The organism is Trueperaceae bacterium, from assembly GCA_036381035.1.
Classification (GTDB): domain Bacteria; phylum Deinococcota; class Deinococci; order Deinococcales; family Trueperaceae; genus DASRWD01.
In genome coordinates this window covers 21,660-46,993 of sequence record DASVDQ010000104.1, presented here as the reverse complement: position 1 = coordinate 46,993, position 25,334 = coordinate 21,660, and the positions used below count along the sequence as shown (strand labels likewise).

The following is a 25,334-nucleotide window of genomic DNA, read 5'->3' as shown; positions in this document are numbered from 1 at the left end:
GCACGACGTCACACGGCCGGCGCGCTCGGCCCCTATCGTGGCCGCGATGAGCGACCCCTCCGTGACCCTCCACCTCGTGACGGCCGTGAACGCCCACCTGCTTGACAGGGTGGCGCCGAACGTCTTCGACCACGACGTCCGGCCCGAGCTGCTGCGCGAGTTCCTCGCCAACCCGATGAACCACCTCGTCGTCGCGGTGGACGAAGGCACCGTGATCGGCATGGCCTCCGCGATCAGCTACGTGCACCCCGACAAGCCGCTCCAGCTCTTCGTGAACGAGGTCGGCGTGGCCGCCGCGCACCGGCGCCGGGGCATCGGTAAGCGACTCATGGCGGCGGTGCTCGACCACGGGCGACGCCTCGGCTGCACTGAGGCGTGGGTGGGCACCGAGGCGGAGAACGAGGCCGCCCTCGCGCTCTACAGGTCGACGAGCCCCTCTCTGGAGGAGCGCGTCGTGATCTTCACCTACGAGCTCGGCGCCGAGGAGCAGGCCGGCTAGGCGTCGACCGACGCGCCGCGGGCCCGGATGCGAGGACGTCGAAGGACGCGCCGCGGGCCCCGGATGGCAGGACGCCGTAGGCCCGGCGCCCGCGCTCACCGCCCTCTGTAGTCGACCCTCTCCCACGGCCACGCCTCCCTCAGCCAGACGGAGACCGCCTCGGCGAGGGGCTGGTCGAGCTGGGCGCGGTCGGCGCGGACCCACGAGCGGACGTCGGCGTCGTGGTCGGGCGACCTGCTCGGGTAGATGTAGACGCAGCCGATCACGTCGCCGTCAGATGGGTCGAGGACGGTGAACGTGAACCCCCGCCGGGCGGCGAAGTCGGCGGCGTGGCGCTCGAGGTCTTGGCGGTTCCGCTCCAGCGACATGCCGCCCTCCGGCGGCCAGCGGCCGTCAGGGTAGCCGGGCGTCGACCTGATGTGCTCGATGCTGCTCGTCCAGGCCCTGTGGTCGGACTGGTTGTGCTGCGGCCCGAGCGGTTCGAGCCGGAAGCGGTCCGTCACCAGCGAGGTGGGAGGGTCGAAGTCGGGAGGTACGAACGGCGCGTCGGCCATGACCGCACTGTAGCGGGAGCCGCGAGGAACCGCGCGCCGGACCGGGATACTGGCCCATGACGATCAAGAGGCTGGACCACACGGTAGTCGTCGTCGATGACCTCGAGTCGGCCGTCGCGTTCTTCTCGGCGCTGGGCATGACGGTCGAGGGCGAGGGGCAGCTCGAGGGCGACTGGATCGACCGCGTCAACGGCATGGACGACGTGCGCGTGAACATCGTGCTGCTGCGCACGCCGGACGGCCACGGGCGCCTGGAGCTGACGCGGTTCCGCAGCCCCGACCTCGTCCCGGTGCAGCCGGCGGTCCAGCCCCCGAACGCGCTCGGCCTGCGCAGCATCATGTTCGAGGTCGACAGCCTCGACGACGCCCTCGACATCGCCCGGAGGCACGGCGGCGTGCTTATGGGCGAGGTGGCCCAGTACGAGGACACCTACCGGCTCTGCTACCTGCGGGGACCGGCCGACATCATCGTCGCGCTGGCCGAGGACCTGCGGAAGTGACGGTGGGCTAGCGCCGCCCCGCTCAGTACGATCGTCGCCATGACCACCGTCAGGGTCGCGCTCGCCAACCTACGCCAGCCGACGTCCGTCGACGACGCGGTGAGCCTCGCCACCGCCGCCGTCGCCGAGCCCGGCAGCTACCGCCCCACGACGTTCGGCGACCCGGCCAACACCTTCCACGAGAAGGCCATCCTGTGCCGCGCGGCCGAGAACACCTGCTACTTCGCCTCGGTGAACTACGCCAGCGAGGGGTCGGGGACCACGTCGGCGATCGCGGCACCCGACGGCGGCCTCCTCTGTTACCAGCCCTACGGTCGGGAGGGGCTCCTCGTGGCCGACCTCGACCTGGAGGCGGCCACCGGTCTGCTGGCCGGCCGGCTGCTCACCTCTCCGCTGTAGGCGCCGCCGGGCCCTATGCGCCACCTGATCCCGCCTCGCTGGCGGGCAGGCTCCTCGCCGCCCCCTGTAGAGGACGGTCGCGCCGGCGGCTCAGCCCTTGGCGGCCGGCTTCGGCGGCAGCGACCGCGCGGCGTTCTCGATGGCCGAGCGGATCGCGTTGCGCACGGCGTAGTCGACGATCGTCGTGCCGGTGCGTCCCACGCGCAGGTCGGTCATCACGTTCGCGATGTCCACCGACACGTTGCGCTGAGACACCTGGGACACGCCCCGACCGATCGCCAGGATCTCGGCGGTGTTCGTGTCGACGAAGCGGATCTCCACGGCCACGCGCGCCGTCACCGTCTCCGACCGTCCGCCGAACACTCCCAGCACCCTGCCCCCGCCGCCGGTGGTCTGCACGCCGAACTCGCTGACGCTGCCGAGGACCATCAGCTCGGCGCCCTCGATGCGGCCGACCGCGGCGGCGGTGTCCGGGTTGATGCGCCCCGACCGCGCCAGGTCTTGTTCGTAGAGGATCTTGTCGATCTGGGCGCGCTCGGTGATGCGGAACTGCTGGCTCTCGTAGGCCTCGGCTATGAAGATGTCGGCGACGCCGGAGCCGAGCTCGCGGTAGAAGTCCTCGCCCTCGCGGGAGAGGTCGACGGAGCCGATCCTCACGCTCCCCGCGCCGACCTCGAAGCTCGGCACGGCGATGATCCAGCGCTCCTCGCGCGGCACCGGTTCCATGGTGAACTCCACGAGGTGCACGCCCGTGTCCTCCACCGTGACGGCGGGAGCGCACGCCGAGAGCAGGAGCAGTGCCAGCAGGGCGGGGAGGCCGGTCCTCACGGGGTGGAATATAGCCCGGGTGCCCTCGCCTTCCCGTCACCCGAGGGGGGCGGACTGCGCCTCCCGGCACGGCGCGCCGCACCGTACGGCTGGGCGGTCGCTCGAGGCCATGTGGCGCGAGACACGCGTTCCACGCGGCCCTCGTCGCAGGGTGGCGTTCCACTCCAGTCCCGCGCCGGGCGGGCCGCGGTGACACCTTCAAGGAGGCGTTCTGATGGCCATCCAGGAGGGTCAGGTACGCCGCTTCCTCGAGGGCTACACCCGGGCGCTGTCGAGCGGCGACGTCCGCTGGGACCACCCCGCCCCGGACGGCGGCTCCCTGGGCGGCGAGCACGCGTTCTACGTGGTCAGCGCGGGCCCGGACGGACGGCTCGGCATCGACCTCTGCTCGCCGGGCGACTGACGAGGCTGGTGTCTTCGCACGGACCGGCTCAGGTGAGCGCGACCGCGGCGTAGATGTCCCGGGGTCCGTAGCGGGAGCGCCGCCTGCCCACCTCGCGAGGAGCTCCGAGCCCGGCCGCCCTCGCCAGGTCGGCGAAGCGTCGCGGCGGCACGGGGTGCGGCACCCACGGGCTCCCCAGACGCTGGTCGTACTCGACGAGCACGAGCGCCCCGCCGGGTCGGAGGTAGGAGGCCACGAGCCCCAGGACGCGCTCCTGGTCACCCCGCGGCACGAAGTGCAGGGCGTTCGCCACGACCACCCCGTCGAGACCCTCGAGGGGCAGCGGACTCCTGATGTCGGCGACCAGCGGGACGAGACGGGCACCGCCTGGTCCGGGGCGCGCCGGGCCGGTCAGCCAGGCCAGCGCGTAGGGGTCCCTGTCGACCGCGTAGACGGTGCCCTCCGCGCCGACGAGCTCGGCCAGAGCGCGCGTGAACGTGCCCGTGCCGGCGCCGAGGTCGGCCCACGTGCCGCCCGTGCCGCTGACGGCACCGCGGATGAGGTCGACGGCGTCGGACGTCTCCATGCGCTCCGCACAGCATGGCGCACGCGGGCCCGGTCCGAGGCGACCGAGACGGAAGTCCCCACCAGGGAGCGACCGGCAACCAGCGCAAGGTCAAGCCGCGCCCGGGGCCGAGCCGGGCGGCGAGCGACTCCTCTGCCACAGGCGCGGCGCATGAGGGCATGAGCGACTCGATCGAGCTCCCCGAGGCCACCTGGCGACCGCACGATTTGATAACTCGCCCGAGCTCCTACCTTCGGCTCTTGCGCTACCGCGCTCCCCGGCTGTCTCATGCGTCCATGGGCGCGCTGCCCATCGAGGTCGACCTGCGGGAGAAGCTCGCGGGCATCACCGAGCACCGGAGCCCGCGCGTCGTCGTCCCGCGCGGCGCGGAGCACCGGCCCGCCAGCGACGAGGAGGGGCACGTCCCGCTCTTCGAGCCCGTCGGGACGCCGAACACGGGGGAACGCGCGCGACGAGCGCACCGTCGAGGGGCCCGAGTGGGCCTGAGACGCCACACCACCTAGGAGGGAACTTGAGACCCGCTGCCACAGACCACCAGGTCCGCGACGCCGCCGAGACCGGGGCGCTGACGCCGCTGCTCGGTCGCATCGGCGAGGCCCTCGACGACTACCTGAGGTTCGAGCGCCCCGACGCCCTCGTCACCGCCGACGACTGGCGTCGGCGCCTGAGCAGGCCACTGCCCGAGCGCGGTGTCGGCATCGCGGCGGTGGCTGAGGAGCTCGCCGCGACCGTGATCCCCAACGGGTCCGCGGTGCCGCGACCCGGCTTCACCGGGTTCATCACGACCGGCGGCGTGACCGCGTCCACCCTGGCCTCCACCGCCGCCAGCGTGGCGGCGCCCCAGCGCTACGGGCTGAACGCCTTCAACCTCCTCGAGGAGCTGAGCCTCGAGTGGCTGGCCGAGATGCACGGCATCGCCCACCTGAAGGGGGTCTACAGCAGCGGCGGCTCCACGGCGAACCTCGTCGCCCTGGGGGCGGCGCGGCAGCACGCGTTCGAGTCCGTCGGGCGGGACCCGGGCCTGGAGGGCGTCGACGGGCCCACGGCCGTCTTCGCCACCGCCGAGGCCCACCACACGGTCCAGCGCGCGGCGGGCGTGCTGGGCCTGGGCCGGCGGGCCGTGCGCCTGGTGGCCACCGACGAGTCCGGGCGCATGGACGTGGCCGACCTGCGCCGCGCCCTGGCGCGGGCCGCCGACGAGGGCGTGCTGCCCGTGGCCGTGGTGGCCACGGCCGGCACCACGAACACGGGCGCCGTGGACCCGCTCGGAGAGATCGCCGACGTCGCCGCCGAGCACGGCGTGTGGCTGCACGTGGACGGCGCCTACGGCCTGCCCGGCGTCCTCGACGAGAGGAAGGCGCACCTCTTCCGCGGCGTCGAGCGCGCCGACTCCGTGATCGTCGACCCGCACAAGTGGCTCGGCGCCTCGGTGGGCGTGGCCGCGACGTTCGTGCGCGACAGGGAGCTGCTGGCCCGCGGGTTCACGCAGACGCCGGCCGACTACCTCGAGGGCAACGTCGCGGACGAGGACCCCGAGCCCGGCCTCGGCCACTCGATGGACGACTTCGGCATCCCCTACTACGACTACGGCGTCGAGCTGAGCGCCCCGCCGCGCGGCGTGGTGGTGTGGGCCCTGCTGCTGGAGGTGGGGGTGAGCGGCCTGCGCGACCGGGTGCGCCGCCACAACGACATGGCCGCCCGCGTCGCGGCGGCGGCCCGCGAGCACCCGAACCTCGAGCTCCTCCTCGAGCCCACGCTGTCGATCTGCTGCTTCCGCTACGTGGCGCCCGGCGTCGCGGACCTCGACGCGCTGAACAGGCGCCTGCACAGGCGCCTCGTGAGGGAGAACGTGAACATCCCGTCCACCACGCGGGTGAACGGCAAGCTGGCCATCAGGCCCTGCTTCATCGGCGCCCGCACGGGCCCCGCGCAGGCCGACTCGCTCGTCGAGGACGTGCTGCGCATCGGCGCCGAGCTCACCGCCGGCCAGGCGTCCTAGGGCGTGGTCACGGGCGGCGCCACCTGGCACCGCGGGCTCGTCGCCCTCGACCCTGTGCAGGGGGTGGCGCGCCGCGAGACAGCGGCCACGCCGTGGCGGGGCGGGCGCTGGCCGCGCGTGCACCTGGGCCGGGAGGGCGCGCATGATGGGGGCACGGGCGCGTACCGCGCCCCGTGGGACCGCGGAGGTGGCGCCATGCCGGAGCACGTGTCGGAGCGGGTCCTCAAGGAGCTACTCGAGGCGTTCAACCGCCACGACCTCGACGCGATCATGGGCTACTTCGCCGACGACTGCGTCCTGTACATGCCGCGCGGCGCCGGTCCGCGCGGAGACAGGTACAGCGGCAAGGCGGCGGTGAGGGCCGGGCTGGCCCAGCGCTTCGAGGGCATACCCGACGTGCGCTACGGCGACGACACGCACTGGGCCTGCGGGCGCCTCGGCGTGTCGGAGTGGACGCTCACCGGCACGTCCGCGTCGGGGAGGGTCGAGGTGCGCGGGGTCGACCTCCTCGAGTTCGAGGGAGGCAAGGTCGTGCGCAAGGACTCGTTCTGGAAGATCGTCGGCTGAGGAGGAGCGGATGCGTTTCCTGCAGACCCTGCTGGGCGTCGTCGTCACGGCCGCCCTCATCTACCTGGCGTTCATCGTCGGCGGCTTCGTCCTGCGCGTGCTGCTCGGGCTGCTGGCGATCGCCGTCGTCGTGCTGCTCCTGATGCGGCTGTTCGGCGGGGGGCGCAGGCGCCCGCCGGGGCCGTACTGACCAGCCCGGCTCAGAGCAGCGTGCCGGTGAGCACGGCCTTGGCGATGAAGAAGAAGACGACGATGCCGACGACGTCGACGATCGTGGCCACGAACGGCGTCGAGGACGCGGCCGGGTCGGCGCCGAGACGCTTGAGGAAGATGGGCAGCAGCGACCCGACGAGGGAGCCCCACATCACGACGCCCACCAGCGCCAGGAAGACGACGAGCCCGATCAGCGGCCACAGCGGCCCGTAGGCGTCGAGGAGCGCGCCCCATATCGCCACGCGCAGGAAGCCGAGCCCGCCGAGGAGCACGCCGAGCGTCAGGCCGGCGACGAGCTCGCGTCGAGCGATGCGCCACCAGTCGCGCACCGTCACCTCGCCGAGGGCCATCGCGCGCGTGACCAGGGCCGCGGCCTGCGAGCCCGAGTTGCCCCCCGAGGAGATGATCAGCGGCAGGAACAGCGCCAGCACGACCGCGTCGGCGATCTCCGACTCGAACAGCCCCATGGCCGTGGCCGTGAGCGTCTGGCCGAGGAACAAGAGCACCAGCCAGAAGGCGCGCTTCCTGATGATCCCGCCCAGCGACGTCTTCAGGTAGGGCTCGTCGAGCGCGGACACGCCGCCGAGCATCTGGATGTCCTCTGTGGCCTCCTCGGCGGCCACGTCGAGCACGTCGTCGACGGTGACGATCCCCACCAGGACGCCCTGGCTGTCGGTGACGGGCAGCGCCGAGCGGTCGAGCTTGCGGAACTCGGCGACGGCGACCTCCTGGTCGTCGGAGGCCCGCAGCGCGACGAAGCGCTGGTCCATCAGGTCGGAGATCCGCGTCTCCGGGTCGACCAGCAGCAGCTCGCGCATGCGCAGGTCGTCGACGAGCACGCCGCCTGGCCCGGTGACGTAGACGACGTTCAGCGTCTCCGAGTCCTTGCCGTAGACCCGCACGTGCTCGAGGGCGCGGGCGACCGTCCAGTGCGGCTTCACGGCCACGTAGTCCGGGGTCATCAGGCGGCCGATCGACTCCTCCGGGTAGCCGAGGAGCTGCTTGGCCACGCGGCGCTCGCGCTCGTCGAGGAGGTTGAGCAGGCGCTTCGTGACCGCGCCGGGCAGCTCCTCGAGCAGGGCCGTGCGGTCGTCGGGCGACATGCCGTTGAGCACCTCGGCGACCTCGCTCTCCGCCATGCTCCGCATGAGCGCCTCCTGGTCGTCGATCTCGAGGTACTCGAACACCTGGCGCGCCAGCTCGCGGGGCAGGACGCGGAACGCGACGGCCTCGACGTCGTGGTCGAGGTGGCGGAACACCTCCGCCACGTCGTGCACGGTGAGGTCGGCGAGGAGGCCGCGCACCGCCGCCAGGCGCCTGGCGGCGACGACGTCCCTCACCTCGTCGGCGAGCGCGCGTGGGTCGACGGTCACGTCCTCCGGCATGCCGACGGGTATGGTAACGCCGCCGCCCCCGCCGGCCGCCCTCGCCCGCGTCGGCGCTCGCGGGCGCCCGAGGACAGCGCCGCTGCCCTCGCCGTGAGCCCCGCGGGGCGCGGCACGCCCGTACGGGGCTATGAAACAATGCATTGACCCGCAGCGAGGGCGTTCATACCCTCTGCGCTTAGGAGGACATAGTGAAGCGTCTCGCCTGGTTGACCATCGGCCTAGTGGCCCTGGCCGTGAGCGCCTGCGCACCGCAAGCCACCGTCCGCAACGACGTGATGCCCACGCTCATCTCCGTGACGGTGCCGAACGAACCGGGCGGGACCGTCGTGCTGCAGGGCCGCTACTTCGGCGACGGCTTCGGCGGCGAGGCCGACGACTCCTACGTCCTGGTGGGCGCGAACATGAACGGCGAGGGCGGCGTGCAGGCCGAGGTGACCATGTGGTCGCCCACGCGCATCGAGTTCGTGGCCCCCGAGCGCGCCGGCTCCGGCTTCGTGTTCGTCGTCGTCGGCGGCGTGAGGAGCAACGGCCTGCCGGCCAGCCTCCCCTGATCTCCTAGCCTTAGCGAGCGCGAGCGGGCGGCCTCTCGGCCGCCCGCTCCCTTCGTGGGCCGCGCGGCGGCCCCTCGTCGGCGGGACGCGAGCGCTCGCCAGTCCCTATGCGAGACCTTTCCTCGGCCCCCCGTTCGCTTCCACAGCCGACCCCGGCCGCTCGTTCCCCCTGACCTCCGCACGGCAGCCGCACCTGCCCTCGTCGGCGTACACTCGCACGTCATGAAGGCTAGGTCCGTCAAGGGCACGAGCGACGTCCTGCCGGAGCAGCAGGAGGCGTGGCGCCGCGTCGAGGCGGCCGCCGAGCGCGTCCTGGGCAACGCCGGCGCGGGGCGGGTGACCGTGCCCCTCTTCGAGTACGCCGAGGTGTTCGAGAAGAGCGTCGGCGAGTCGTCCGACATCGTCGTGCAGAAGGAGATGTACGTCTTCGAGGACCGCGGCGGGCGCGTGCTGGCGCTGCGGCCCGAGCTCACGGCCGGGATCATGCGCGCGTTCGTCGAGCACGGCATGCACACCAGGCCCCTGCCCGTGAAGCTGTGGGGCACGGGCGCCGCCTTCCGCGCCGAGAACGTGCAGCGGGGGCGGTACCGGCAGTTCCACCAGGTCGACTACGAGGTCGTGGGCAGCGACTCGCCCCTCGCCGACGCCGAGGCCGTGCACCTGATGTACGAGGTCCTCTCGGCGTGCGGGCTCACGCGTCACGTGATGCTGGTCGGCTCGGTGGGCGACCCCGAGGACCGCGCCGCCTACAACGCCTACCTGCGGGAGCGGCTGGAGCCGCACCGCGCCGAGCTGTCGCCGGTGAGCCGCGAGAGGCTGCGCCTGAACCCGATGCGGGTGCTGGACAGCAAGGACGAGGGCGACCAGCGCCTGATCGCCGAGCTGGAGAGGCCCCTCGACCGCCTGGGCGAGGCGTCGCGGGCGCACTTCGAGCAGGTGCGGCGCTACCTCGACGACTGGGGCGTGCCCTACCGGGTGGACAAGGGCCTCGTGCGCGGGCTCGACTACTACCGCCGCACGGCGTGGGAGGCGCACCACGAGGGCATCGGCGCGCAGTCGGCCCTGGGGGGCGGCGGTCGCTACGACGGGCTGCTGAAGCTGCTGGGCGGGCCCGACCTGCCGGCGACGGGCTGGGCTTTCGGCGTCGAGCGCGTGCTCGACGCCCTGGGCGAGGAGGGCGCGACGAGCCCGGGTGAGCGCGCGCCGCACCTGTTCATCGTCCCGCTCGACGACGAGGCCGTGGGCGAGGCCGCCGCCCTCGCCGTGCGGCTCCGCCGGCGCGGTCGCGTCGAGTACGCCTACCAGCGCCGCGCGCCCGGCAAGGGCCTCTCCGAGGCCGACAGGCGGGGCGCCACGCACGCCGCGCTGCGGGGCGAGAGCGAGCGCGCCCAGGGCGTGTGGCAGCTCAAGGACCTGGCCTCCGGCGAGCAGCGGGCCGCGTCGGAGGCGGACCTGTCGGCCCTGCTAGAGTCTCCCGCATGACCCGCACCCTCATGTGCGGCGAACTGCGCGCTTCCCACGTCGGGCAGCGCGTCGTGCTGCAGGGCTGGGTGAACCGCCGGCGCGACCTGGGCGGCCTGGTGTTCGTCGACCTGCGCGACCGCGCCGGCGTCGTGCAGGTCGTCGCCGAGCCGGACGCCGGCGAGGCCTTCGACGTGGCGTCGGGGCTGCGCAGCGAGTACGTGGTCACGGTCGAGGGCACGGTGCGCGAGCGTCCGCCTGGCCAGAAGAGCGACGCGCCCACCGGCCTCGTGGAGGTCGTCGCCGAGCGCGTCGAGGTCCTCTCCACCGCGAAGACGCCGCCGTTCCTCGTCGACGGCAGCGTGGACGCCTCAGAGGTCAGCGAGGAGCTGAGGCTCAGGTACCGCTACCTCGACCTGCGCCGGCCCGAGGCGCTCCGCCCGCTGCTGCTGCGCCACCGCGCCACGAAGGCCGTGTGGGACTACCTGGACCGGCGCGGGTTCGTGCAGGTGGAGACGCCGCTCCTCACGCTCTCGACCCCCGAGGGCGCCCGCGACTTCGTCGTGCCGGCGCGCCAGGCGCCCGGCTCCTTCTACGCGCTGCCCCAGTCGCCGCAGCTCTTCAAGCAGCTGCTGATGATGGCCGGCGTCGACAGGTACTTCCAGGTCGCCCGCTGCTTCCGCGACGAGGACCTGCGCGCCGACAGGCAGCCCGACTTCACCCAGGTCGACATCGAGATGTCGTTCGTGACCGTCGACGACGTGATCGAGCTGAACGAGGGCCTGATGGCCCACGTCGTCGAGGAGACGCTGGGCGTCACGGTCGACACGCCGTTCGAGCGCCTCCCCTACCGCGAGGCCGTGGACCGCTTCGGCTCCGACAAGCCCGACGTCCGCTTCGGCCTCGAGCTCGAGGACCTCACGGAGGCGTTCCGGGGCTCGTCCTTCCGCGCCTTCGCGGGCGCTGTCGAGGGGGGCGGCGTCGTCAAGGCCCTGGCCGTGGAGGCCGGCGACGCCGAGCCCGTCACCCGCAAGGTCCTCGCCGAGCTCGAGGACCTCGCCAAGGCGCACGGCGCGGCGGGTCTCGCCTGGCTGCGGCGCGGCGAGGAGGGCTTCAGCGGGCCGATCGCCAAGTTCCTCGGCGAGGCCGAGCTGGCGTCCGTCTCGCGGCTCGCGCCGCACCCGGGCGACCTGCTGCTCCTGGCGGCGGGACCGTGGTCCACGACCTGCACGGCGCTCGGTGCCGTGCGCTCGCGCCTCGGCGGCCTGCTGGGCCTGAGGCCCGGCGGCGACGTGCTGCGCTTCCTCTGGGTCGTCGACTTCCCGCTCCTCGAGCGCACCGACGAGGGCGGCTTCACCTACATGCACCACCCGTTCGCCAGGCCGCACGACGAGGACCTGCACCTCCTCGAGTCCGACCCGGGCGCCGTGCGGGCCTACGCCTACGACCTCGTCCTCAACGGCAACGAGGTGGGCGGCGGCTCGCTGCGCATCCACAGGCAGGACGTGCAGGAGCGCATGTTCGCCGCCATCGGCATCGGCCCGGAGGAGGCCAGGCGCCGCTTCGGCTTCTTCCTCGACGCGCTCTCCTACGGCGTGCCGCCGCACGGCGGCATCGCGTGGGGCTTCGACCGCGTGATCATGCTGCTGGCCGGCGTGCCTTCGATCCGCGATACGATCGCGTTCCCGAAGACCCAGCGCGGGCAGGACCCGCTCACCGGCGCCCCGGCGCCGCTCTCCCCCGAGCAGCTCGCCGAGCTGGGACTGGCGGTGACGGCGCCGTGACCCCGGCGCCCGCAGCGACGGGGGGCGGTGCGCGGTGATACCGCTGGTGGTCCTCGACCTCGACGGGACCGTGATCGGCGCCGACGCGCAGGTGCGCGACTGCGTCTGGGAGGCGGCTCAGCGCGCCCGCGACGCCGGCATGAAGGTCGCGCTGTGCACGGGCCGGCCGGCCTTCGGCACCGCCCTGAGGATCGCCGAGCGCATCGGCCCCGACAACCCGCACGTGTTCCAGAGCGGGGCCCACGTCGGCTACCCTGACGGTCGCTCGATCCAGGTGACGGCGCTCAAGGAGGCCGACGTGCGCGCGCTCATCGCCACGGCCCGTCAGCGCGGCGCCGTGCTCGAGCTGTACACGCCCAGCGAGCTCTTCGTCGAGCGGCGCACCCAGCTCTCCGAGCGCCACGCCAAGCTCCTCGGCGTCACGGCGATCGTCCGCGACCTGGAGGACGTGGCCGCGCACGAGCCCGTGGTCCGCGCCCAGTGGGTCGTGCCGTACCAGGAGCACGAGGAGCTGCTGCCGTTCACGCCCGAGGGGATCACGGCGGCCACGGCGACGAGCCCGGCGCTCCCCGGCATCGCGTTCGTGAACCTGACGCGCGCCGGCACGTCGAAGGCCAGCGCCGTCGCCCACCTCGCCAAGCACCTGCGCGTCCCGCTGGGCGACATCATGGCCGTCGGGGACAGCGAGAACGACCTCCCCATGCTCGAGATCGTCGGCCACCCGCGCGTCGTCGCCAACGCCTCGCCCGCGCTGCTGGCGCGCTTCCAGCCCGCGCTGCCCTCCGTCGAGGAGTGCGGGGCGGCCGAGGCGCTCGACGAGGCCATCGGCCTCCCCATCGCCTGATCCGCGCCCGAGGGGGCGTCGTAGACTGCCCCTCATGTCGCATACACCCATCGCTGAGCTCGGTGCCCACGTCGGCGAGGAGGTCGCCGTCGCGGGCTGGGTGACGGGCGTGAGGTCGAGCGGGAAGATCGCCTTCCTGCAGCTGCGTGACGGCAGCGGGTTCGTGCAGGGCGTCGTCGTCAAGGGCGAGGTGCCAGACGACGCCTTCGACCTGGCCAAGGGGCTCACCCAGGAGTCGAGCGTGCGCCTGCGCGGCGTGGTCCGCGCCGACGCGCGCGCGCCCAGCGGCGTCGAGCTCGGCCTGAAGGGCCTCGAGCTCGTCGCCCCTGGGAACGACTACCCGATCACGCCCAAGGAGCACGGCGTCGACTTCCTCTTCGAGCACCGCCACCTCTACCTCCGCCACCGCGGGCCGTGGGCCGTGATGCGCGTCCGCGACCTCGTCGAGCGGGCGATCCACGACTTCTTCGGCGCGCGCGGCTTCCTGCGCTTCGACGCGCCGCTGTTCATGCCCACGGCCGTCGAGGGCACGACGAACCTGTTCGAGATCGACCTCTTCGACGAGGACAAGGCCTACCTCTCCCAGTCTGGCCAGCTCTACGCCGAGGCGGGCGCGATGGCGTTCGGCAAGGTCTACACCTTCGGGCCGACGTTCAGGGCCGAGAAGAGCAAGACCAGGCGGCACCTGCTCGAGTTCTGGATGGTCGAGCCGGAGGTCGCTTTCCTCGACCACGAGGGGAACATGCGGCTGCAGGAGGAGCTCGTCTCGTACCTCGTGGGCCGCGTGCTGGAGGAGCGCGCGCAGGAGCTGGAGATGCTCGGGCGCGACGTCTCCAAGCTGCGCCCCGCGGCCGAGGGCGGCTACGAGCGCATCACCTACGACGAGGCCCTGGCCTACCTGCGCGAGCGCGGCGAGGAGCTGACGTGGGGCGAGGACTTCGGCGCGCCGCACGAGACGATGATCGGCGAGAGGTCGGACAAGCCCGTCTTCGTCGAGCTGTGGCCCACCCAGGCGAAGGCGTTCTACATGGAGCCGGTGCCGGGCGACCCCACGCGGGTCCTCGCCGCCGACCTGATCCTGCCGGAGGGCTACGGCGAGCTGATAGGCGGCTCGCAGCGGATCCACGACGCGGCCCTGCTCGAGAGGCGCATCGAGGAGCACGGCCTGCCCAAGGAGGCGTTCGGCTGGTACCTCGACCTCAGGCGGCACGGCAGCGTGCCGCACTCGGGCTTCGGGATCGGCCTCGAGAGGCTGCTGACCTGGCTCGTCGGCGGGCACCACCTGCGCGAGGTCATCCCGTTCCCGCGCATGCTCACGCGCATGTACCCGTGAGGGCGGCCAGGAGAGACGCGCCGTGGACAGCGGTCGCCCTGAGCCGGTGGTGGTCCTCCCCCGAGCGCCGCTCGCGTCCCGGCACTACAGGCCCGACGGCACGGCGACGTGGCCGAGCAGCGTGGCGGCCGGCTGGCCGTCCCTGAGGAACACGACCTCGTCGGCGCCGGCGAGCTCGGCGGTGCCGACGATCGCCCGGTAGATCGCCCTCTCCTGGGCGACGCTGACGCCGAGCCCCGGCGGCGGGCGCACGTCTACCACGGCGACCCTCCCGCCCTCGATCGTCTCGAGGAACGCGCGCGGGGCCGGCAGGTCCCCTGGCCACACCCCCTCGGCGACGAGGGCGTCGCGCAGCGCCGCCAGCACCGCCGTGAGGCGGGCCGAGGCGCCCGGCGGCGACTGCACCCGCTCCGCCCGCTGCCACTCGAGGCCGGTGGCGTCGACGAGCAGGAGCCTCACGTCGGCCGCGACGAGGCGGTCGTCCTCGGCGGCGATGTCGACCGTGGGCGGCGGGGGCACCGCGGGCGGCCTGGTGGATAGGAACAGGACCAGCGACCCCACGAAGGCGAGCGCCGCGACCAGCACCTGCGGGGTGAGGAGCGCGGCCAGTACCTTGCGCCCGAGCGCCGGGCTCATCGGCCCTCCCGCGCCACTTCCCGCGCCAGCACGTCGGCCACGGACGCGGCCAGGTGGAGGCCGAGCGCGTCCGAGGCGAGGTCGGCCGGGGAGAACTCGAGGAGCACGCCCCTGCCGGCCGCTCCGCCGAGCACCTGCAGCGGCGCCGGGCCCACCTCCCCCGCCCGGTAGTCGCCGAGCGTGAACAGCGTGGCGCCGATGCCCTCGGCGAACTCCCGCCCGGCCTCGAGGTCGGGCACCAGGCCCAGCAGCAGCTCGCGGCGCAGCCTGTCGGTCTCGCGCTCGGCGGCCGCGCCGGCGTTGCTCCTGATGGCCATCTCGAGGCTGGCCACGTCGCCGGCCTCGCCGAGGTAGTAGGCGTTGTACGTGCCCGGCGGCAGGTCGGCGGCGTGGAGGGAGACGAAGAGGTCGGCGCCGATCCCGGCCGCCGAGCGCGTGCCGACGGGCACGGAGAAGTCGCCGTCGCGGGTCATCACGACCTCGAAGCCGCGCTGGCGCAGGGCGCTGGCCAAGCGCTGGGCGGCGGCCAGCGTCAGGCTGCTCTCGCTGCCCTCCGGCCCGACCAGGCCCGTGTCCTGCCCGCCGTGGCCGGCGTCGATGACGACCCGCAGGCCGGCGGCGAGCGGGTTCTCGCCGGCGTCGCCCAGGGCGATCACGAGGCGGAAGCCGCGCCCGTCGGGGAGCTGGTAGACGTCGTAGGTCGCGTCCTCGGCGAGCTGCACGCGCACGTCGGCGCCGCCGCCCGCCGCCATGGCGGTGGCCACGATGAACCTCTCGCCCTCCACCGGCGACAGACGCACCTCGACGTCGGTGCGCTCGAAGTGGACCTGCAGCGTCTGGACGGGCTCGTTGTAGAAGGCGCTGTACCGCACCGGGGCGCTGAGGTCGAGCTCGATGCGCTCCGGGTTCGTCAGGCGCCGCATGCCCGTGAGGCGGGCTCGCGGCTGCACGACGACCACCGTCCCCTGCTCCTCGAGGTAGGTCACGCTGGCGCCCAGAGCCTCGGCCACCTGCTTCACGGGGAGGTAGACCTCGCTGCCGGAGACGACGGCGGCGGGTCCCGGCACGGCGACGCCGTCGAGGCGCAGCGCCCCTGGCAGCGCGCTCGCCTCCTGCGGCGAGGGCGCCACCAGGACCTGCAGCAGGCGCCCGCCGGCGTCGAGGACCACCAGGCCCCGTCCGAGGTCGACGGCGGCCGTGGCGCCGAGAGCGGCCGCTAGTGGCGCCGCCGGGGCGTAGCTGGCCCCGCTCACCAGGGCCGTGGTGTTGCCCGCCACCTCGCGCCCGTTCACGACCAGCGCCGGCTGGGCCAGCGCCGCCTGCAGCGCCGTGAGGAGCGCGACGAGCTGCAGGGCTGGTCCGGCGCCGCGGAGCCGCGCCCTCATCCGTCGAACGAGCCCTTCAGCGCGCGCTCGATCTCGCGCTTGGCGTCGCGCGCGGCCGCGTCGCGCCGCTTGTCGTGCAGCTTCTTGCCGCGCCCGACGGCGATGTCGAGCTTCGCCCAGCCGTCCTTGAAGTAGAGCCTGAGCGGCACGATCGTGAGGCCCTTGCGGCTCACGGCCCGTTCCAGCTCCGCGATCTCCTTGCGCTTGAGGAGCAGCTTGCGAGGCCGCCGCGGCTCGTGGTTGTTGTAGCTGGCGTCCTTGTAGGGCGGGATGTTCATGCCCTCGACGAACACCTCGCCCCCCTTGACGACGGCGAACGCCTCGGCGATGGAGCCGCCGCCCTGGCGGAGCGACTTCACCTCGCTGCCGGTGAGCTCGATGCCCGCGGTGTAGCGCTCGAGCAGCTCGAACTCGTGGGAGGCCCGCCTGTTGACCAGCATGACGACGCCGATGTTACCGCCCCGCGCGGGCTCACTCGAGGAGCTCCCCGACGTCCACGGGGTCGACGTCGACGGCCACGCGCGCGCCCGACAGCCTGTCGGGCAGGGCGGCCAGCAACCCCTCGAGGCGGGACTCGTCGGCCACGCGGAGCAGGAGCTGGAAGGTGTAGCGCCCCTTGACGCGCGCGACCGGCGCGGCCTCGGGCCCGAGCAGCTCGCCGTCGAGGGCCCCGGCGACGCGCAACCTGTCGGCGGCCGCGTGGGCGCCGGCGTGCGCGCTGGCGCGGTCGCGCGCCGTGACCTGCACCTTCGCGAGCGTCGCGAACGGCGGGTAGCCGAAGCGCCGCCGGCGCTCGAGCTGCGCGGCCAGCAGCGTCTCCACCGCCACCTCGGGCGCGTCGGAGGACGCGGCGCGCAGCGCCGGCGAACCGGGGGCGAACGTCTGGACCAGCACCAGGGGGCGGCGTCCCGCGGAGAGCTCGGCGACCTGGAAGAGCATCCGCAGGGCCTCCTGCTCGGCGCGGAAGTCCGCGAGGGCCAGGTGGACGTCGAACAGCGTGACGGCCACGAGGGAGAGCTCGGGCAGGGGCGGCAGGCGGAGCACGGCCGTCGTGCCCACGACCACGCCCGGCTCGCCGGCGTAGAGGGGGCTCAGGTCGTCGCGCCTGTCGGAGTCGTAGCGGTACCCAGGGAACCCCGGCGCGAGGCGCGCGAGCTGCGAGAGCACCCACTGCGTACCCGCCCCCTTGAGGGCGCCGAGGTCCTCGCTGCCGCACTGGGGGCAGACGGTCGGCAGGGGCGCGTCGTGGCCGCACTGGTGGCAACGCAGCCGCCCCTCGTCGCGGTGGTAGCGGAGCGTGAGGTCGCAGTTCGGGCACGGCGCCTGCCAGCCGCAGTTGAGGCAGCCGTAGGCGCCGGAGAAGCCGCGGCGGGGCGCCAGCACGACGGCCTGGCGGTCGCGCTGGACGACCTGCCTGAACGTGAGCTGCAGGTCGGGGTGGAGCGGCCAGCCGGCCCCGCCCGACATGTCGGCCACGTGGACGCGCAGGCGCGGCAGCGGGAGGAGCGTGCCGCCGCCCTCCCCGCCGAGGGCCAGGAGCTCGGGGCTCGGCACGACGTCCGTGAGCGTGAGGCCGGCGCCGGCAGCCGCCGCGACGCGCTGCGCGGCCTTCGGCACGTAGAGCCGGCCGCCCGACCTCAGCTTGTGCGCCTGGTTGCCGGCCTCGAGCACCACGACACGGCCGAGCTCGGGCACGGGCGCCAGCAGCGCCACGTGGCTGCCCACGAGCACGACCGGGCCGGACGACGGCAGCTCGGCGAACAGCGCCTCGCGCTGGTCGTCCGTCGCCTCGCCCGTCAGGTAGCGGACCGGCAGGCGCGTCGCCAGCAGGCCCGCTGCCTCACGCGCCAGCGTGTTCTCGGGGGCGACGACGATCGCGCTGCGGCCCGCCGCGAGGTCGTCGGCCAGGGTCGGCAGCAGCGCGGAGAGGCGGGCGCGCCGCGAGCCGCCCGCCACGTAGCCCCCGGCCGGCGCGGCCGCGGCGCCCGGCGGCGGGTCCTCGAGGCGGTCGTCGCGCAGCGGCGGGCCGGGCAGCGGCGGGACGGGCGCCTCGACCTCCTCGTAGGCCGCGTAGCCCTTCTCGACCAGCGCCCTGACCGCGCTCTCCGGCACCTCGGCGTCGCGCGCCAGCGCCGCGGCGCTCTCGACCTCCCCCAGCTCCAGCAGCCGCTCCATGGCGCCGCGCTGGTTCGCCTGCCTGGGACCAGCGAGGCCCTCGTCCGGTCGCCGGCGCGGCACCAGCACCCGCCGCGTCGGCTTCACCACCCGCACGGCCTCGTCGACGAGCCCCTGGGCGCGGAGGTGGTCGAGCTCCTTGGCGCCCAGGCGCTCCGCCGGCAGCCACGCGCCCGGCGTGAGGTCGCCGAACAGCTCGGCGGCCGCGGGCGTCTCGTGCAGCCTCACCTGGTGGTCCAGCTCGAGGGTCAGCCCCGGCACCCCGAGCGTGGCGAGGACCAGCCCCGGCGGCAGGCCCGTCCCCCTGGCGATCGAGTCGACGGCGCGCAGCTGGTCGGGTCCGAGGAACGGCGCCTCGTCGAGGTAGCGCAGGGCGTGCCTCAGCTCCAGGCCCCTGCCGGCGTCGACGGGGCGCGAGCGGGCCACGAGGCCCACCCGCACGCCGGCCTGCCACGGCACGACGACGCGGCGGCCGACGACGCCCTCCCCCGCCCCGGACCGCAGCGGCGCCAGGTAGGTGAGAGGGCCGAGCGGCAGCGGGAAGAGCACGTCTATCGCGCCCAGCACGTCCCTCGAGTGTAGCCGAGGGGCCCGCCGCGCCGGCGTCGGGGGCGCGGCAAGCGTCCCGTCGGCGGCGCGAGCTCGGCCGCCCCGCAGGCGGCGGCCCGCTCGGCCGCCCCGCCGACGGCCCCGGCTCGGCCGCTCCGCCGGCGGCGCCGGCTCGGCCGCCCCGCCGACGGCGCCGGACGCGGTTAGCATGGCCGCCATGGGCCGGACGGAAGGGCGGGCGTACGAGCGGGCGGGCGTCGACCTCGAGGCGGCGGCGCGCACCCTCGATTTGATAACTCGTGAGGTCGAGTCGACCTACACGCCGGGCGTACTGCGCGGCCTCGGCGCGTTCGGCGGGCTGTTCGAGCTGCCCCCGGGCCTCGAGCGGCCCGTGCTCGTCGCCTCCACCGACGGCGTCGGCACGAAGACCGTGCTGGCGCGGCGCTACGCCGGCGAGCCCGGCGTGCTCGAGGGCATCGGCCGCGACCTCGTGAACCACTGCGTGAACGACGTGCTGGTGCAGGGCGCGACGCCGCTCTTCTTCCTCGACTACGTCGCCGGCGAGCGGCTGGAGCCGGAGGTCACGGCCCGGCTCGTGTCGGGGGTGGCGTCGGCCTGCCGCGAGGCCGGCATGGCCCTGCTGGGCGGCGAGACGGCCGAGATGCCCGGCGTCTACCGCGAGGGCGAGTTCGACCTGGCGGGCACGATCGTCGGGGTCGTCGAGCGCGGCAGGGTCGTCGACGGCTCGCGCGTCGCCCCCGGCGACGCCGTGCTCGGCTTCCCCTCGGGCGGCCTGCAGACGAACGGCTTCAGCCTGGCGCGCCGCGCCCTGGAGGGGCGCCTCGGCGAGGCCCTCTCCGACGGCACGCCGGTGTGGCGGGCGCTGCTCGCCGAGCACAGGAGCTTCCTGTCGCCCGTGCGCGCGCTCCTGGAGCGCGGCCTGGCGCGGGCGATGGCCCACGTCACCGGCGGCGGCCTGCCCGGCAACCTGCCCCGCAGCCTGCCGGCGGGCGTCGGCGTCAGGCTCCGCCGCGGCGCTTGGGACGTGCCGGAGGTGTTCGGCCTCATCGCCGCGGCCGGGGGCGTGAGCGAGGCCGAGATGTGGGACGTCTTCAACATGGGCCTGGGGTTCGTCGTCGTCGTCGGCGCCGCCGACCTCAGCGAGGCGCTGGCGCTGGCGCCGGGAGCGCTGCCGGTCGGCGAGGTCGTGGCGGGCTCTGGCGTGGAGCTGGCCTAGCGGGCCCCGACGACGGACCGCACGAGCCCCCGCGCGCGGCGCACCCCGGCGTGACGAACCTACCGGGCCCGCCCTACGAGCGGCCGACGGCGCGCCGCTCGCCGCCGCCGGCGCGCGCCAGGGCCGGCGTCTCGCCCGTCTTCTTCGGGTCGAGGGCCGGCAGCATGATCGTGAACACCGTGCCCTCGCCGAGGCGCGACTCGACGCTGACGGTCCCCTCGTGCTGCTGCACGATCCACTTGACGATGGCCAGGCCCAGGCCGCTGCCGTTGCCGCGCGTGCTGCGCGCGCCGTCGACGCGGTAGAAGCGCTCGAAGATGTGCGGCAGCGCCTCCGGCGGTATCCCGGCGCCGTCGTCGAGGACCTCGAGGCGGACCTGCTTGCCCTCCTGCGCCACGCTCACGGTCACGCGGCTGGCGCCGGCGTTGATCGCGTTCGTGACGAGGTTCAGCACGACCTGCTTGAGACGCTCGGCGTCGCCCAGCACCTCCACCAGCGGGCGGCGGGAGCTGACGCTGACCTCGGCGCCCGGAGAGACGCGCGCGATCTCCTCGCTCACCGCCTCCGCCACCTCGACGAGGTTCATCGGCGCCCGCGTGACCGTGAAGCCGGCGTCGGCGCGGGCGAGCTCGAGGAGGTCGTTGACGAGCTTGCCCATGCGCTCGGCCTCGCGCTGGATCACCATCAGCGACTCCTGCTGCGCCGGCGTGGGGTTCGTGCGCCTCACCAGGTAGCTGGCGTGGCCCGCGATCGCCGTCACCGGCGTGCGGAGCTCGTGGCTGGCGTCGGCCGTGAAGCGCCTCTGCGTCTCGAACGACTCCTGGAGCCGGCCCAGCATGTTGTTGATCGCCATCGCCAGGTCGTGGATCTCGTCCTTCGTGTCCGGCACGGGCACGCGCAGCGACAGGTCGGAGCCGGAGACGTGGGCCGCGGCGTCCGTCACCCGCTTCAGCGGCCCCAGCACGCGCTGCGACAGCACCCAGATGCCCAGCCCGAAGGCGATGAACGCCAGGACCACGGTCATCACGAGGTCGCGGGCCAGCTGGTCGAGGGTCGAGGCCATCAGCCCGGCCGGCACGGCCACGAAGAACGCCGCGCTGAACGGGCGCGAGAAGGGCAGCGGCACGGTGCCGAGCTGACCGTGGATGCGCAGCCTGGTGTCACCGGAGCCGACCGTGACGGCGATCCGGCCCTCGTCGATCAGCCGCTGCAGGGCCGAGTCGGGCAGCCGGTTGAGGATGTAGAGGTCCCTCGCCTCGTGCCACACGCCGCTCTTGATGCTGTCGATCGAGCGGGGCCGCGTCCCCTCCTGCCCCACCAGCAGCACCAGGCTGCTGGCGTCGCTGGGCAGGCGCTGGACGGCGGCCTCCACGTCGTTGCGCCCGTTCACGAGCTCGGCCAGCGCCGAGGCAGCGCGCTCGTCGAGGCCGGCGGCCAGCGAGCGCTCCGTGAGCAGGTACACCGACACGGCGACGCCGCCCAGGATCATCGCGATGAGGACCCCGAAGACGAGCGTCAGCTGGAGCCGCAGACCCACCTAGGCCTCACCCTCCACGGTCCCGCGATGGTAGCGCCGGCGCGCAGGCTCCACGGTGGGCGCGCTGACGCTCACTCCTCGCGCAGCACGTACCCCACGCCGCGGACGGTGTGTATCAGGCGCCGCTCCCCCTCCCCCTCCAGCTTGCGCCTCAGGTAGCCCACGTAGACGTCGACGACGTTGCTGCCGCCGGTGTACTCGGGCCACACCTTCTCCTCGATCTCGAAGCGGTTGAAGACCTTGCCGGGGTTGCGCGCGAAGAGCTCGAGCAGCTCGAACTCCTTCGCCGACAGCTCGATGCGCCGTCCGTCCCGGAACACCTCGCGCCCCTCGAGGTTGATGACGAGGTCGGCGACCCGCACCTCGCCGGTGACGGCCGGGTTCACGCGCCTGAGGTGGGCGCGCACGCGGGCCAGCAGCTCCTCGATGGAGAACGGCTTGACGAGGTAGTCGTCGGCGCCGGAGTCGAGGCCGGTGACCTTGTCGTCGACCGAGTCCTTGGCCGTGAGGATGATGATCGGGGTGTTGCTAGTCTTCCTGATGCGCCTGGCGACCTCCAGGCCGTCCAGCACGGGCAGCATGAGGTCGAGCACGACGAGGTCGGGGTTCAGCTCGCGGAACTTCGACAGGCCGGTGACGCCGTCGTAGCTGACGACGGTCTCGTAGTTCTCGGCCTGGAGCTCGAGGTCGATGAACTTGGCGATCTCCTTCTCGTCCTCGACGATGAGGATAAGCGGTTTCCTCTCCATGGCGGCATCTTGGCACGCGTTCTCATGAGAGAGTTCTGCCCGTGCTGGTCGCTGTACCCGCGGGCCGTTAGCGCGAGATGGGAACGGTCTCCTGCACGATGAAGCCGGGCCGCAGGACCTCGGACGCCCAGGCGCGCGCCCCCGGCAGGGAGTGGTCGCGCCAGTTGCCGCAGGAGAGCTCGCTGCAGCCGGGCACCTCGCCCTCGTGCGCCGCCACCCGCCGGAGCGCCGCCTCGGTGGCCTGGCGCACGTCCTCGTGGCGCGGCTCGCCGAGGAGCGTGAGGTAGAAGCCGGTGCGGCAACCCATCGGCGAGAGGTCGACGACCGTCACCCCCGCGCGCGGCTCGAGCTCCTGGCGCAGGTAGCCGGCCAGCAGGTGCTCCATCGTGTGCAGGGCCGCGGTGGGCAGCTCGGCGCGGTTCGGCTGGACGAGGCGCAGGTCGTACTTGGTCACGACGTCGCCGCGGTCGCCGACGTAGCGGGCGGCGAGCCGCACGTACGGTGCCCTGACCCTCGTGTGGTCGAGCTCGAACGACTCGAGCCGGCTCGGTGCCTTCACCCGCCAAGGTTACACTTGCCAGCGGTCATGGACCAGAACGACTCGAACGGACGCCCGCCCCGCCCCCGCCGACCAGAGCCGCGCGACCCGGCGGCGGCGCGGCGCTTCGCTCACGCCCGCAGCCTCGCCCAGGGCGAGCGGGTCGCCATCTTCATCGACGGCAGCAACCTCTACAACGGCATGCGCGAGAACCTGCGCAGCACGCGCGTGAACTTCGCCGAGCTGATCCAGCAGCTGCTGCGCGACAGGCCGGTGTTCCGCACGTACTACTACAACTCCATCCTCACCGACGACTACGACGAGGAGCTGCGCGAGGGCCAGCAGCGCTTCTTCGAGTCGCTGCGCCGCATCCCCTACGTGACGGTGCGGCTCGGCACGCTGCACCGCCGCAACGACGGCACGCTCGTCGAGAAGGGCATCGACGTCGCGATCGCCGTCGAGGCGCTGTCGCTGGCCTACCAGGACGCCTACGACACGGCCCTGCTAGTGTCGGGCGACGGCGACTACGTCGAGCTCGTCGAGGCGATCAAGCGCATGGGCAAGCACGTGGAGTGCGCGATGTTCCGCGACCAGTCGGCGGGCATCCTCCTCGAGCACGTCGACGTGTTCCAGGCCCTCGACGAGCTCGACTGGACCCGCATCCTGTTCTGAGCCCCCGGACGCTGAAGCGGCGGTTAACCCCCCGCCGGTCAGGGGCCGCGTTGGCGCGCCTGACGCTTGCTATAGTCCGAGCGTCACCGCGTAGGTGAAGAACCTCACTGGTTGTCGAGAGGAAGACACATGCGCAAACTGCTCATCCTGCTCGCCGCCCTCGTCCTGACGGGGGCGTACGCCCAGGACTACGTGCTCGGCATCGTGTACGACGCCGGCGGCAAGTTCGACGGCTCGTTCAACGAGGGCACGTGGCGCGGCGTCCAGCGCGCCCAGCAGGACCTCCAGGCGGAGGGCTACGAGGTCGAGATCGTCGAGTTCGAGGGCACGCCGGACACCGCCGCCGAGGGCCAGCGCCGCATCGCCGGCGCCGGCGCCGACATCGTGATCGCCCCCGGCTTCCTGCAGGCCGACGCGATCCAGACCGTGTCGACCGAGTTCACCGACACCGCGTTCGTGCTCATCGACGCCGTGGCGGAGAACCCGAACGTGCGCAGCGTGCTCTTCAAGGAGCACGAGGGCAGCTTCCTCGTGGGCTACATCGCCGGCAAGCTCACCCGCACGGGCGTGCTCGGGTTCGTCGGCGGCATGGACATCCCCCTGATCCACGCCTTCGACCTCGGCTACCAGGAGGGCGTGAAGGCCGCCTGCCCCGACTGCACGGTGATCAGCAACTACGTCGGCGTGACGCCCGACGCCTGGAACGACCCGGCGCGCGCCCGCGAGCTGGCGTCGACGCAGAACGCCCAGGGCGCCGACATCATCTTCGCCGCCGCCGGCGCCTCCGGCAACGGCGTCATCGACTTCGCCAACCAGACCAAGTGCTTCGAGCCCACCGTCCCGCTGCGCGACTCCCCGCTCGTCGCCCAGCTCGCGAACGTCCCGCGGCCCGCCGACGAGGCGAGCTGCGGCGAGGGCACGACGCCCGTCTTCTTCATCGGCGTCGACAGCAACCAGAACCCGCTCGGCGACACCGACCGCGACCCCGCGACCCTCAACCACGGCCTGACGAGCATGCTCAAGCGCGTCGACGTGGCCGCCTACGACGCGATCATGGACGTCGTGAACGGCGAGTTCGAGGGCGGGGTCCTGAACCTCGGCCTGGCCGAGGAGGGCGTCGACTACGCGCTCGACGAGTACAACCAGGCGCTGATCCCGCAGGACGTAGTCGACGAGGTCAACGACATCAAGCAGCGGATCATCGACGGCGAGATCGTCGTCACCGACTACCGCCAGCTCTGACGCGCGGGGCCTAGCACCGCCGGCGGCCGGCTCCTTCCGGGGGCCGGCCTACCCTTGGCGCCTCCCCGCGTGGTATCATCCTTGGTCGCGGTGTGGGCGGTCTGGTCGCGGCCCGGAAGGGCCGAGGAAAGTCCGGGCTCCACAGGGCGAGGGTGCCAGCTAACGGCTGGGCGCGTAAGGCGACGGCAAGTGCAACAGAGAGCAGACCGCGCCGGCCGGCCTCAGGGCCCCCGGCGTAAGGGTGAAAGGGTGCGGTAAGAGCGCACCAGTGTCCCTGGCAACAGGGGCAGCTAGGTAAACCCCACCCGGAGCAAGGTCCGATAGGGAGAGAGAGCCTGCCCGGCTCGCCAGCATCTCCAGGCGACCGCTAGAGGCGCGCGGCGACGCGCGTCCCAGATAGATGACCAGAGGCCCCGCACGGGGTCACAGAACCCGGCTTACAAGCCCACCCGCGTTCCGCAGGAGGCGACCTTCTCACCGGAAGGTCGCCTTTCTCATCTGCAGATGAGACAGTCCGGCGGCGGCTCGAGACCCCGTCCCGGCCGGAACGTTCTCCCCGTCACATTCCGCGGTTCGCGTGCAGCACGGGCACGCCCGCGCCGTCGGCGCGGGTGGGAGAGATGCCACAGCGGGGGCCGCTCCGGGGTAGCAGTGTGGGGGATTGTGGGAGACTGTGGTAGAGTCGGGCCTGTCCGTGAGGACCACGCCCACAGAGCGACGTAACGA

General features: G+C 73.3%; 27 protein-coding genes and 1 other RNA gene. 17 read left to right on the top strand and 11 right to left on the bottom strand.

What is annotated here, in order from left to right:
* Positions 1 to 46 precede the first annotated feature (46 nt).
* A complete protein-coding gene (locus VF202_12230) occupies positions 47 to 499 on the top strand; it encodes a GNAT family N-acetyltransferase (protein HEX7040880.1) in 453 nt (150 codons plus the stop codon).
* A 95-nt stretch (positions 500 to 594) separates the two neighbouring features.
* Here VF202_12230 and VF202_12225 read toward each other — a convergent pair whose 3' ends face one another.
* Positions 595 to 1,053 carry a hypothetical protein gene (locus VF202_12225; protein HEX7040879.1) on the bottom strand — a complete coding sequence of 153 codons (459 nt, stop codon included), beginning with the start codon at positions 1,051 to 1,053 and terminating at the stop codon, positions 595 to 597.
* 56 nt (positions 1,054 to 1,109) lie between these two features.
* On the opposite strand from VF202_12225, the gene VF202_12220 reads away from it, so the two are divergent.
* The gene (locus VF202_12220; GenBank protein HEX7040878.1) at positions 1,110 to 1,553 is read left to right on the top strand and encodes a VOC family protein; all 444 of its coding nucleotides are present in this window, start codon (positions 1,110 to 1,112) and stop codon (positions 1,551 to 1,553) included.
* A gap of 39 nt (positions 1,554 to 1,592) precedes the next feature.
* A complete protein-coding gene (locus tag VF202_12215) occupies positions 1,593 to 1,952 on the top strand; it encodes a nitrilase-related carbon-nitrogen hydrolase (protein ID HEX7040877.1) in 360 nt (119 codons plus the stop codon).
* A 90-nt stretch (positions 1,953 to 2,042) separates the two neighbouring features.
* Here the strand turns inward: VF202_12215 and VF202_12210 are convergent, their stop codons facing one another.
* A complete protein-coding gene (locus VF202_12210) occupies positions 2,043 to 2,780 on the bottom strand; it encodes a CsgG/HfaB family protein (GenBank protein HEX7040876.1) in 738 nt (245 codons plus the stop codon).
* Positions 2,781 to 2,994: 214 nt separating this feature from the next.
* On the opposite strand from VF202_12210, the gene VF202_12205 reads away from it, so the two are divergent.
* Positions 2,995 to 3,183 (top strand): hypothetical protein, encoded by a 189-nt coding sequence (locus VF202_12205; GenBank protein ID HEX7040875.1) that lies wholly within the window; start codon positions 2,995 to 2,997, stop codon positions 3,181 to 3,183.
* 28 nt (positions 3,184 to 3,211) lie between these two features.
* On the opposite strand, the gene VF202_12200 is transcribed toward VF202_12205, so the two are convergent.
* The gene (locus tag VF202_12200) at positions 3,212 to 3,748 is read right to left on the bottom strand and encodes a class I SAM-dependent methyltransferase (GenBank protein HEX7040874.1); all 537 of its coding nucleotides are present in this window, start codon (positions 3,746 to 3,748) and stop codon (positions 3,212 to 3,214) included.
* Between the two features lie 275 nt (positions 3,749 to 4,023).
* Between VF202_12200 and VF202_12195 the strand changes: the two genes are divergently transcribed.
* From VF202_12195 to VF202_12180, 4 genes are read left to right on the top strand one after another with little or no spacing between them, the layout of a single operon-like run.
* On the top strand, positions 4,024 to 4,251 hold the full coding sequence (locus VF202_12195; protein HEX7040873.1) for a hypothetical protein: 228 nt from the start codon (positions 4,024 to 4,026) through the stop codon (positions 4,249 to 4,251).
* A gap of 8 nt (positions 4,252 to 4,259) precedes the next feature.
* Positions 4,260 to 5,747 carry a pyridoxal-dependent decarboxylase gene (locus VF202_12190; GenBank protein ID HEX7040872.1) on the top strand — a complete coding sequence of 496 codons (1,488 nt, stop codon included), beginning with the start codon at positions 4,260 to 4,262 and terminating at the stop codon, positions 5,745 to 5,747.
* Between the two features lie 3 nt (positions 5,748 to 5,750).
* Complete coding sequence (locus VF202_12185) at positions 5,751 to 6,314, top strand: nuclear transport factor 2 family protein (GenBank protein HEX7040871.1); 564 nt, start codon at positions 5,751 to 5,753, stop codon at positions 6,312 to 6,314.
* Positions 6,315 to 6,324: 10 nt separating this feature from the next.
* Positions 6,325 to 6,504, top strand: a complete 180-nt coding sequence (locus tag VF202_12180) for a hypothetical protein (GenBank protein ID HEX7040870.1) — start codon at positions 6,325 to 6,327, stop codon at positions 6,502 to 6,504.
* Between the two features lie 10 nt (positions 6,505 to 6,514).
* On the opposite strand, the gene mgtE is transcribed toward VF202_12180, so the two are convergent.
* Positions 6,515 to 7,912, bottom strand: coding sequence for a magnesium transporter (mgtE, locus tag VF202_12175; GenBank protein ID HEX7040869.1), 1,398 nt, complete (start codon positions 7,910 to 7,912; stop codon positions 6,515 to 6,517).
* Between the two features lie 191 nt (positions 7,913 to 8,103).
* Between mgtE and VF202_12170 the strand changes: the two genes are divergently transcribed.
* The 5 genes from VF202_12170 to asnS all read left to right on the top strand — a co-directional run bounded on the left by VF202_12170 (position 8,104) and on the right by asnS (position 13,888).
* On the top strand, positions 8,104 to 8,466 hold the full coding sequence (locus VF202_12170) for a hypothetical protein (GenBank protein HEX7040868.1): 363 nt from the start codon (positions 8,104 to 8,106) through the stop codon (positions 8,464 to 8,466).
* 222 nt (positions 8,467 to 8,688) lie between these two features.
* Positions 8,689 to 9,948 carry a histidine--tRNA ligase gene (gene hisS / locus VF202_12165; protein HEX7040867.1) on the top strand — a complete coding sequence of 420 codons (1,260 nt, stop codon included), beginning with the start codon at positions 8,689 to 8,691 and terminating at the stop codon, positions 9,946 to 9,948.
* On the top strand, positions 9,945 to 11,711 hold the full coding sequence (gene aspS / locus VF202_12160) for an aspartate--tRNA ligase (GenBank protein HEX7040866.1): 1,767 nt from the start codon (positions 9,945 to 9,947) through the stop codon (positions 11,709 to 11,711). The genes hisS and aspS overlap by 4 nt, the downstream gene beginning before the upstream one ends.
* Before the next feature lie 34 nt (positions 11,712 to 11,745).
* Complete coding sequence (locus tag VF202_12155; GenBank protein ID HEX7040865.1) at positions 11,746 to 12,555, top strand: HAD family hydrolase; 810 nt, start codon at positions 11,746 to 11,748, stop codon at positions 12,553 to 12,555.
* Between the two features lie 34 nt (positions 12,556 to 12,589).
* Positions 12,590 to 13,888 carry an asparagine--tRNA ligase gene (gene asnS / locus VF202_12150; protein ID HEX7040864.1) on the top strand — a complete coding sequence of 433 codons (1,299 nt, stop codon included), beginning with the start codon at positions 12,590 to 12,592 and terminating at the stop codon, positions 13,886 to 13,888.
* Positions 13,889 to 13,972: 84 nt separating this feature from the next.
* Here asnS and VF202_12145 read toward each other — a convergent pair whose 3' ends face one another.
* Genes VF202_12145 through VF202_12130 form a run of 4 tightly spaced genes read right to left on the bottom strand, consistent with a single transcriptional unit; the run spans position 13,973 to position 18,651 of the window.
* Positions 13,973 to 14,524, bottom strand: a complete 552-nt coding sequence (locus VF202_12145; GenBank protein HEX7040863.1) for a hypothetical protein — start codon at positions 14,522 to 14,524, stop codon at positions 13,973 to 13,975.
* Positions 14,521 to 15,909 (bottom strand): N-acetylmuramoyl-L-alanine amidase, encoded by a 1,389-nt coding sequence (locus VF202_12140; protein HEX7040862.1) that lies wholly within the window; start codon positions 15,907 to 15,909, stop codon positions 14,521 to 14,523. Before VF202_12140 ends, VF202_12145 begins: the two co-directional genes overlap by 4 nt.
* Entirely contained in the window at positions 15,906 to 16,349 is a 444-nt protein-coding gene (smpB, locus tag VF202_12135; GenBank protein ID HEX7040861.1) for an SsrA-binding protein SmpB, read from the bottom strand. Before smpB ends, VF202_12140 begins: the two co-directional genes overlap by 4 nt.
* 31 nt (positions 16,350 to 16,380) lie before the next feature.
* Entirely contained in the window at positions 16,381 to 18,651 is a 2,271-nt protein-coding gene (locus tag VF202_12130) for a hypothetical protein (GenBank protein HEX7040860.1), read from the bottom strand.
* 199 nt (positions 18,652 to 18,850) lie between these two features.
* Here VF202_12130 and purM point away from each other — a divergent pair, with 199 nt between their 5' ends.
* Positions 18,851 to 19,870 (top strand): phosphoribosylformylglycinamidine cyclo-ligase, encoded by a 1,020-nt coding sequence (gene purM, locus VF202_12125; protein ID HEX7040859.1) that lies wholly within the window; start codon positions 18,851 to 18,853, stop codon positions 19,868 to 19,870.
* A gap of 73 nt (positions 19,871 to 19,943) precedes the next feature.
* Here the strand turns inward: purM and VF202_12120 are convergent, their stop codons facing one another.
* From VF202_12120 to VF202_12110, 3 genes are all read right to left on the bottom strand, one after another.
* Positions 19,944 to 21,407 (bottom strand): ATP-binding protein, encoded by a 1,464-nt coding sequence (locus VF202_12120; protein HEX7040858.1) that lies wholly within the window; start codon positions 21,405 to 21,407, stop codon positions 19,944 to 19,946.
* Positions 21,408 to 21,478: 71 nt separating this feature from the next.
* A complete protein-coding gene (locus VF202_12115) occupies positions 21,479 to 22,156 on the bottom strand; it encodes a response regulator transcription factor (GenBank protein ID HEX7040857.1) in 678 nt (225 codons plus the stop codon).
* A gap of 67 nt (positions 22,157 to 22,223) precedes the next feature.
* Positions 22,224 to 22,715 carry an S-ribosylhomocysteine lyase gene (locus tag VF202_12110; GenBank protein ID HEX7040856.1) on the bottom strand — a complete coding sequence of 164 codons (492 nt, stop codon included), beginning with the start codon at positions 22,713 to 22,715 and terminating at the stop codon, positions 22,224 to 22,226.
* Between the two features lie 27 nt (positions 22,716 to 22,742).
* Here VF202_12110 and VF202_12105 point away from each other — a divergent pair, with 27 nt between their 5' ends.
* The 3 genes from VF202_12105 to rnpB all read left to right on the top strand — a co-directional run bounded on the left by VF202_12105 (position 22,743) and on the right by rnpB (position 25,064).
* Positions 22,743 to 23,366 carry an NYN domain-containing protein gene (locus tag VF202_12105; protein HEX7040855.1) on the top strand — a complete coding sequence of 208 codons (624 nt, stop codon included), beginning with the start codon at positions 22,743 to 22,745 and terminating at the stop codon, positions 23,364 to 23,366.
* Between the two features lie 129 nt (positions 23,367 to 23,495).
* Positions 23,496 to 24,608: a BMP family ABC transporter substrate-binding protein gene (locus VF202_12100; protein ID HEX7040854.1), complete on the top strand. Its 1,113-nt coding sequence runs from the start codon at positions 23,496 to 23,498 to the stop codon at positions 24,606 to 24,608.
* An 88-nt stretch (positions 24,609 to 24,696) separates the two neighbouring features.
* Positions 24,697 to 25,064: RNase P RNA component class A (rnpB, locus tag VF202_12095), an RNA gene on the top strand.
* Positions 25,065 to 25,334 lie beyond the last annotated feature (270 nt).

Excerpts from the sequence above, each read along its gene's own strand:
- VF202_12230 (HEX7040880.1), top strand. The coding sequence starts at position 47 with ATGAGCGACCCCTCCGTGACCCTCCACCTCGTGACGGCCGTGAACGCC.
- VF202_12225 (HEX7040879.1), bottom strand. The coding sequence starts at position 1,053 with ATGGCCGACGCGCCGTTCGTACCTCCCGACTTCGACCCTCCCACCTCG.
- VF202_12220 (HEX7040878.1), top strand. The coding sequence starts at position 1,110 with ATGACGATCAAGAGGCTGGACCACACGGTAGTCGTCGTCGATGACCTC.
- VF202_12215 (HEX7040877.1), top strand. The coding sequence starts at position 1,593 with ATGACCACCGTCAGGGTCGCGCTCGCCAACCTACGCCAGCCGACGTCC.
- VF202_12205 (HEX7040875.1), top strand. The coding sequence starts at position 2,995 with ATGGCCATCCAGGAGGGTCAGGTACGCCGCTTCCTCGAGGGCTACACC.
- VF202_12200 (HEX7040874.1), bottom strand. The coding sequence starts at position 3,748 with ATGGAGACGTCCGACGCCGTCGACCTCATCCGCGGTGCCGTCAGCGGC.
- VF202_12195 (HEX7040873.1), top strand. The coding sequence starts at position 4,024 with ATGGGCGCGCTGCCCATCGAGGTCGACCTGCGGGAGAAGCTCGCGGGC.
- VF202_12180 (HEX7040870.1), top strand. The coding sequence starts at position 6,325 with ATGCGTTTCCTGCAGACCCTGCTGGGCGTCGTCGTCACGGCCGCCCTC.
- mgtE (HEX7040869.1), bottom strand. The coding sequence starts at position 7,912 with ATGCCGGAGGACGTGACCGTCGACCCACGCGCGCTCGCCGACGAGGTG.
- hisS (HEX7040867.1), top strand. The coding sequence starts at position 8,689 with ATGAAGGCTAGGTCCGTCAAGGGCACGAGCGACGTCCTGCCGGAGCAG.
- aspS (HEX7040866.1), top strand. The coding sequence starts at position 9,945 with ATGACCCGCACCCTCATGTGCGGCGAACTGCGCGCTTCCCACGTCGGG.
- asnS (HEX7040864.1), top strand. The coding sequence starts at position 12,590 with ATGTCGCATACACCCATCGCTGAGCTCGGTGCCCACGTCGGCGAGGAG.
- VF202_12145 (HEX7040863.1), bottom strand. The coding sequence starts at position 14,524 with ATGAGCCCGGCGCTCGGGCGCAAGGTACTGGCCGCGCTCCTCACCCCG.
- VF202_12140 (HEX7040862.1), bottom strand. The coding sequence starts at position 15,909 with ATGAGGGCGCGGCTCCGCGGCGCCGGACCAGCCCTGCAGCTCGTCGCG.
- smpB (HEX7040861.1), bottom strand. The coding sequence starts at position 16,349 with ATGCTGGTCAACAGGCGGGCCTCCCACGAGTTCGAGCTGCTCGAGCGC.
- purM (HEX7040859.1), top strand. The coding sequence starts at position 18,851 with ATGGGCCGGACGGAAGGGCGGGCGTACGAGCGGGCGGGCGTCGACCTC.
- VF202_12115 (HEX7040857.1), bottom strand. The coding sequence starts at position 22,156 with ATGGAGAGGAAACCGCTTATCCTCATCGTCGAGGACGAGAAGGAGATC.
- VF202_12105 (HEX7040855.1), top strand. The coding sequence starts at position 22,743 with ATGGACCAGAACGACTCGAACGGACGCCCGCCCCGCCCCCGCCGACCA.
- VF202_12100 (HEX7040854.1), top strand. The coding sequence starts at position 23,496 with ATGCGCAAACTGCTCATCCTGCTCGCCGCCCTCGTCCTGACGGGGGCG.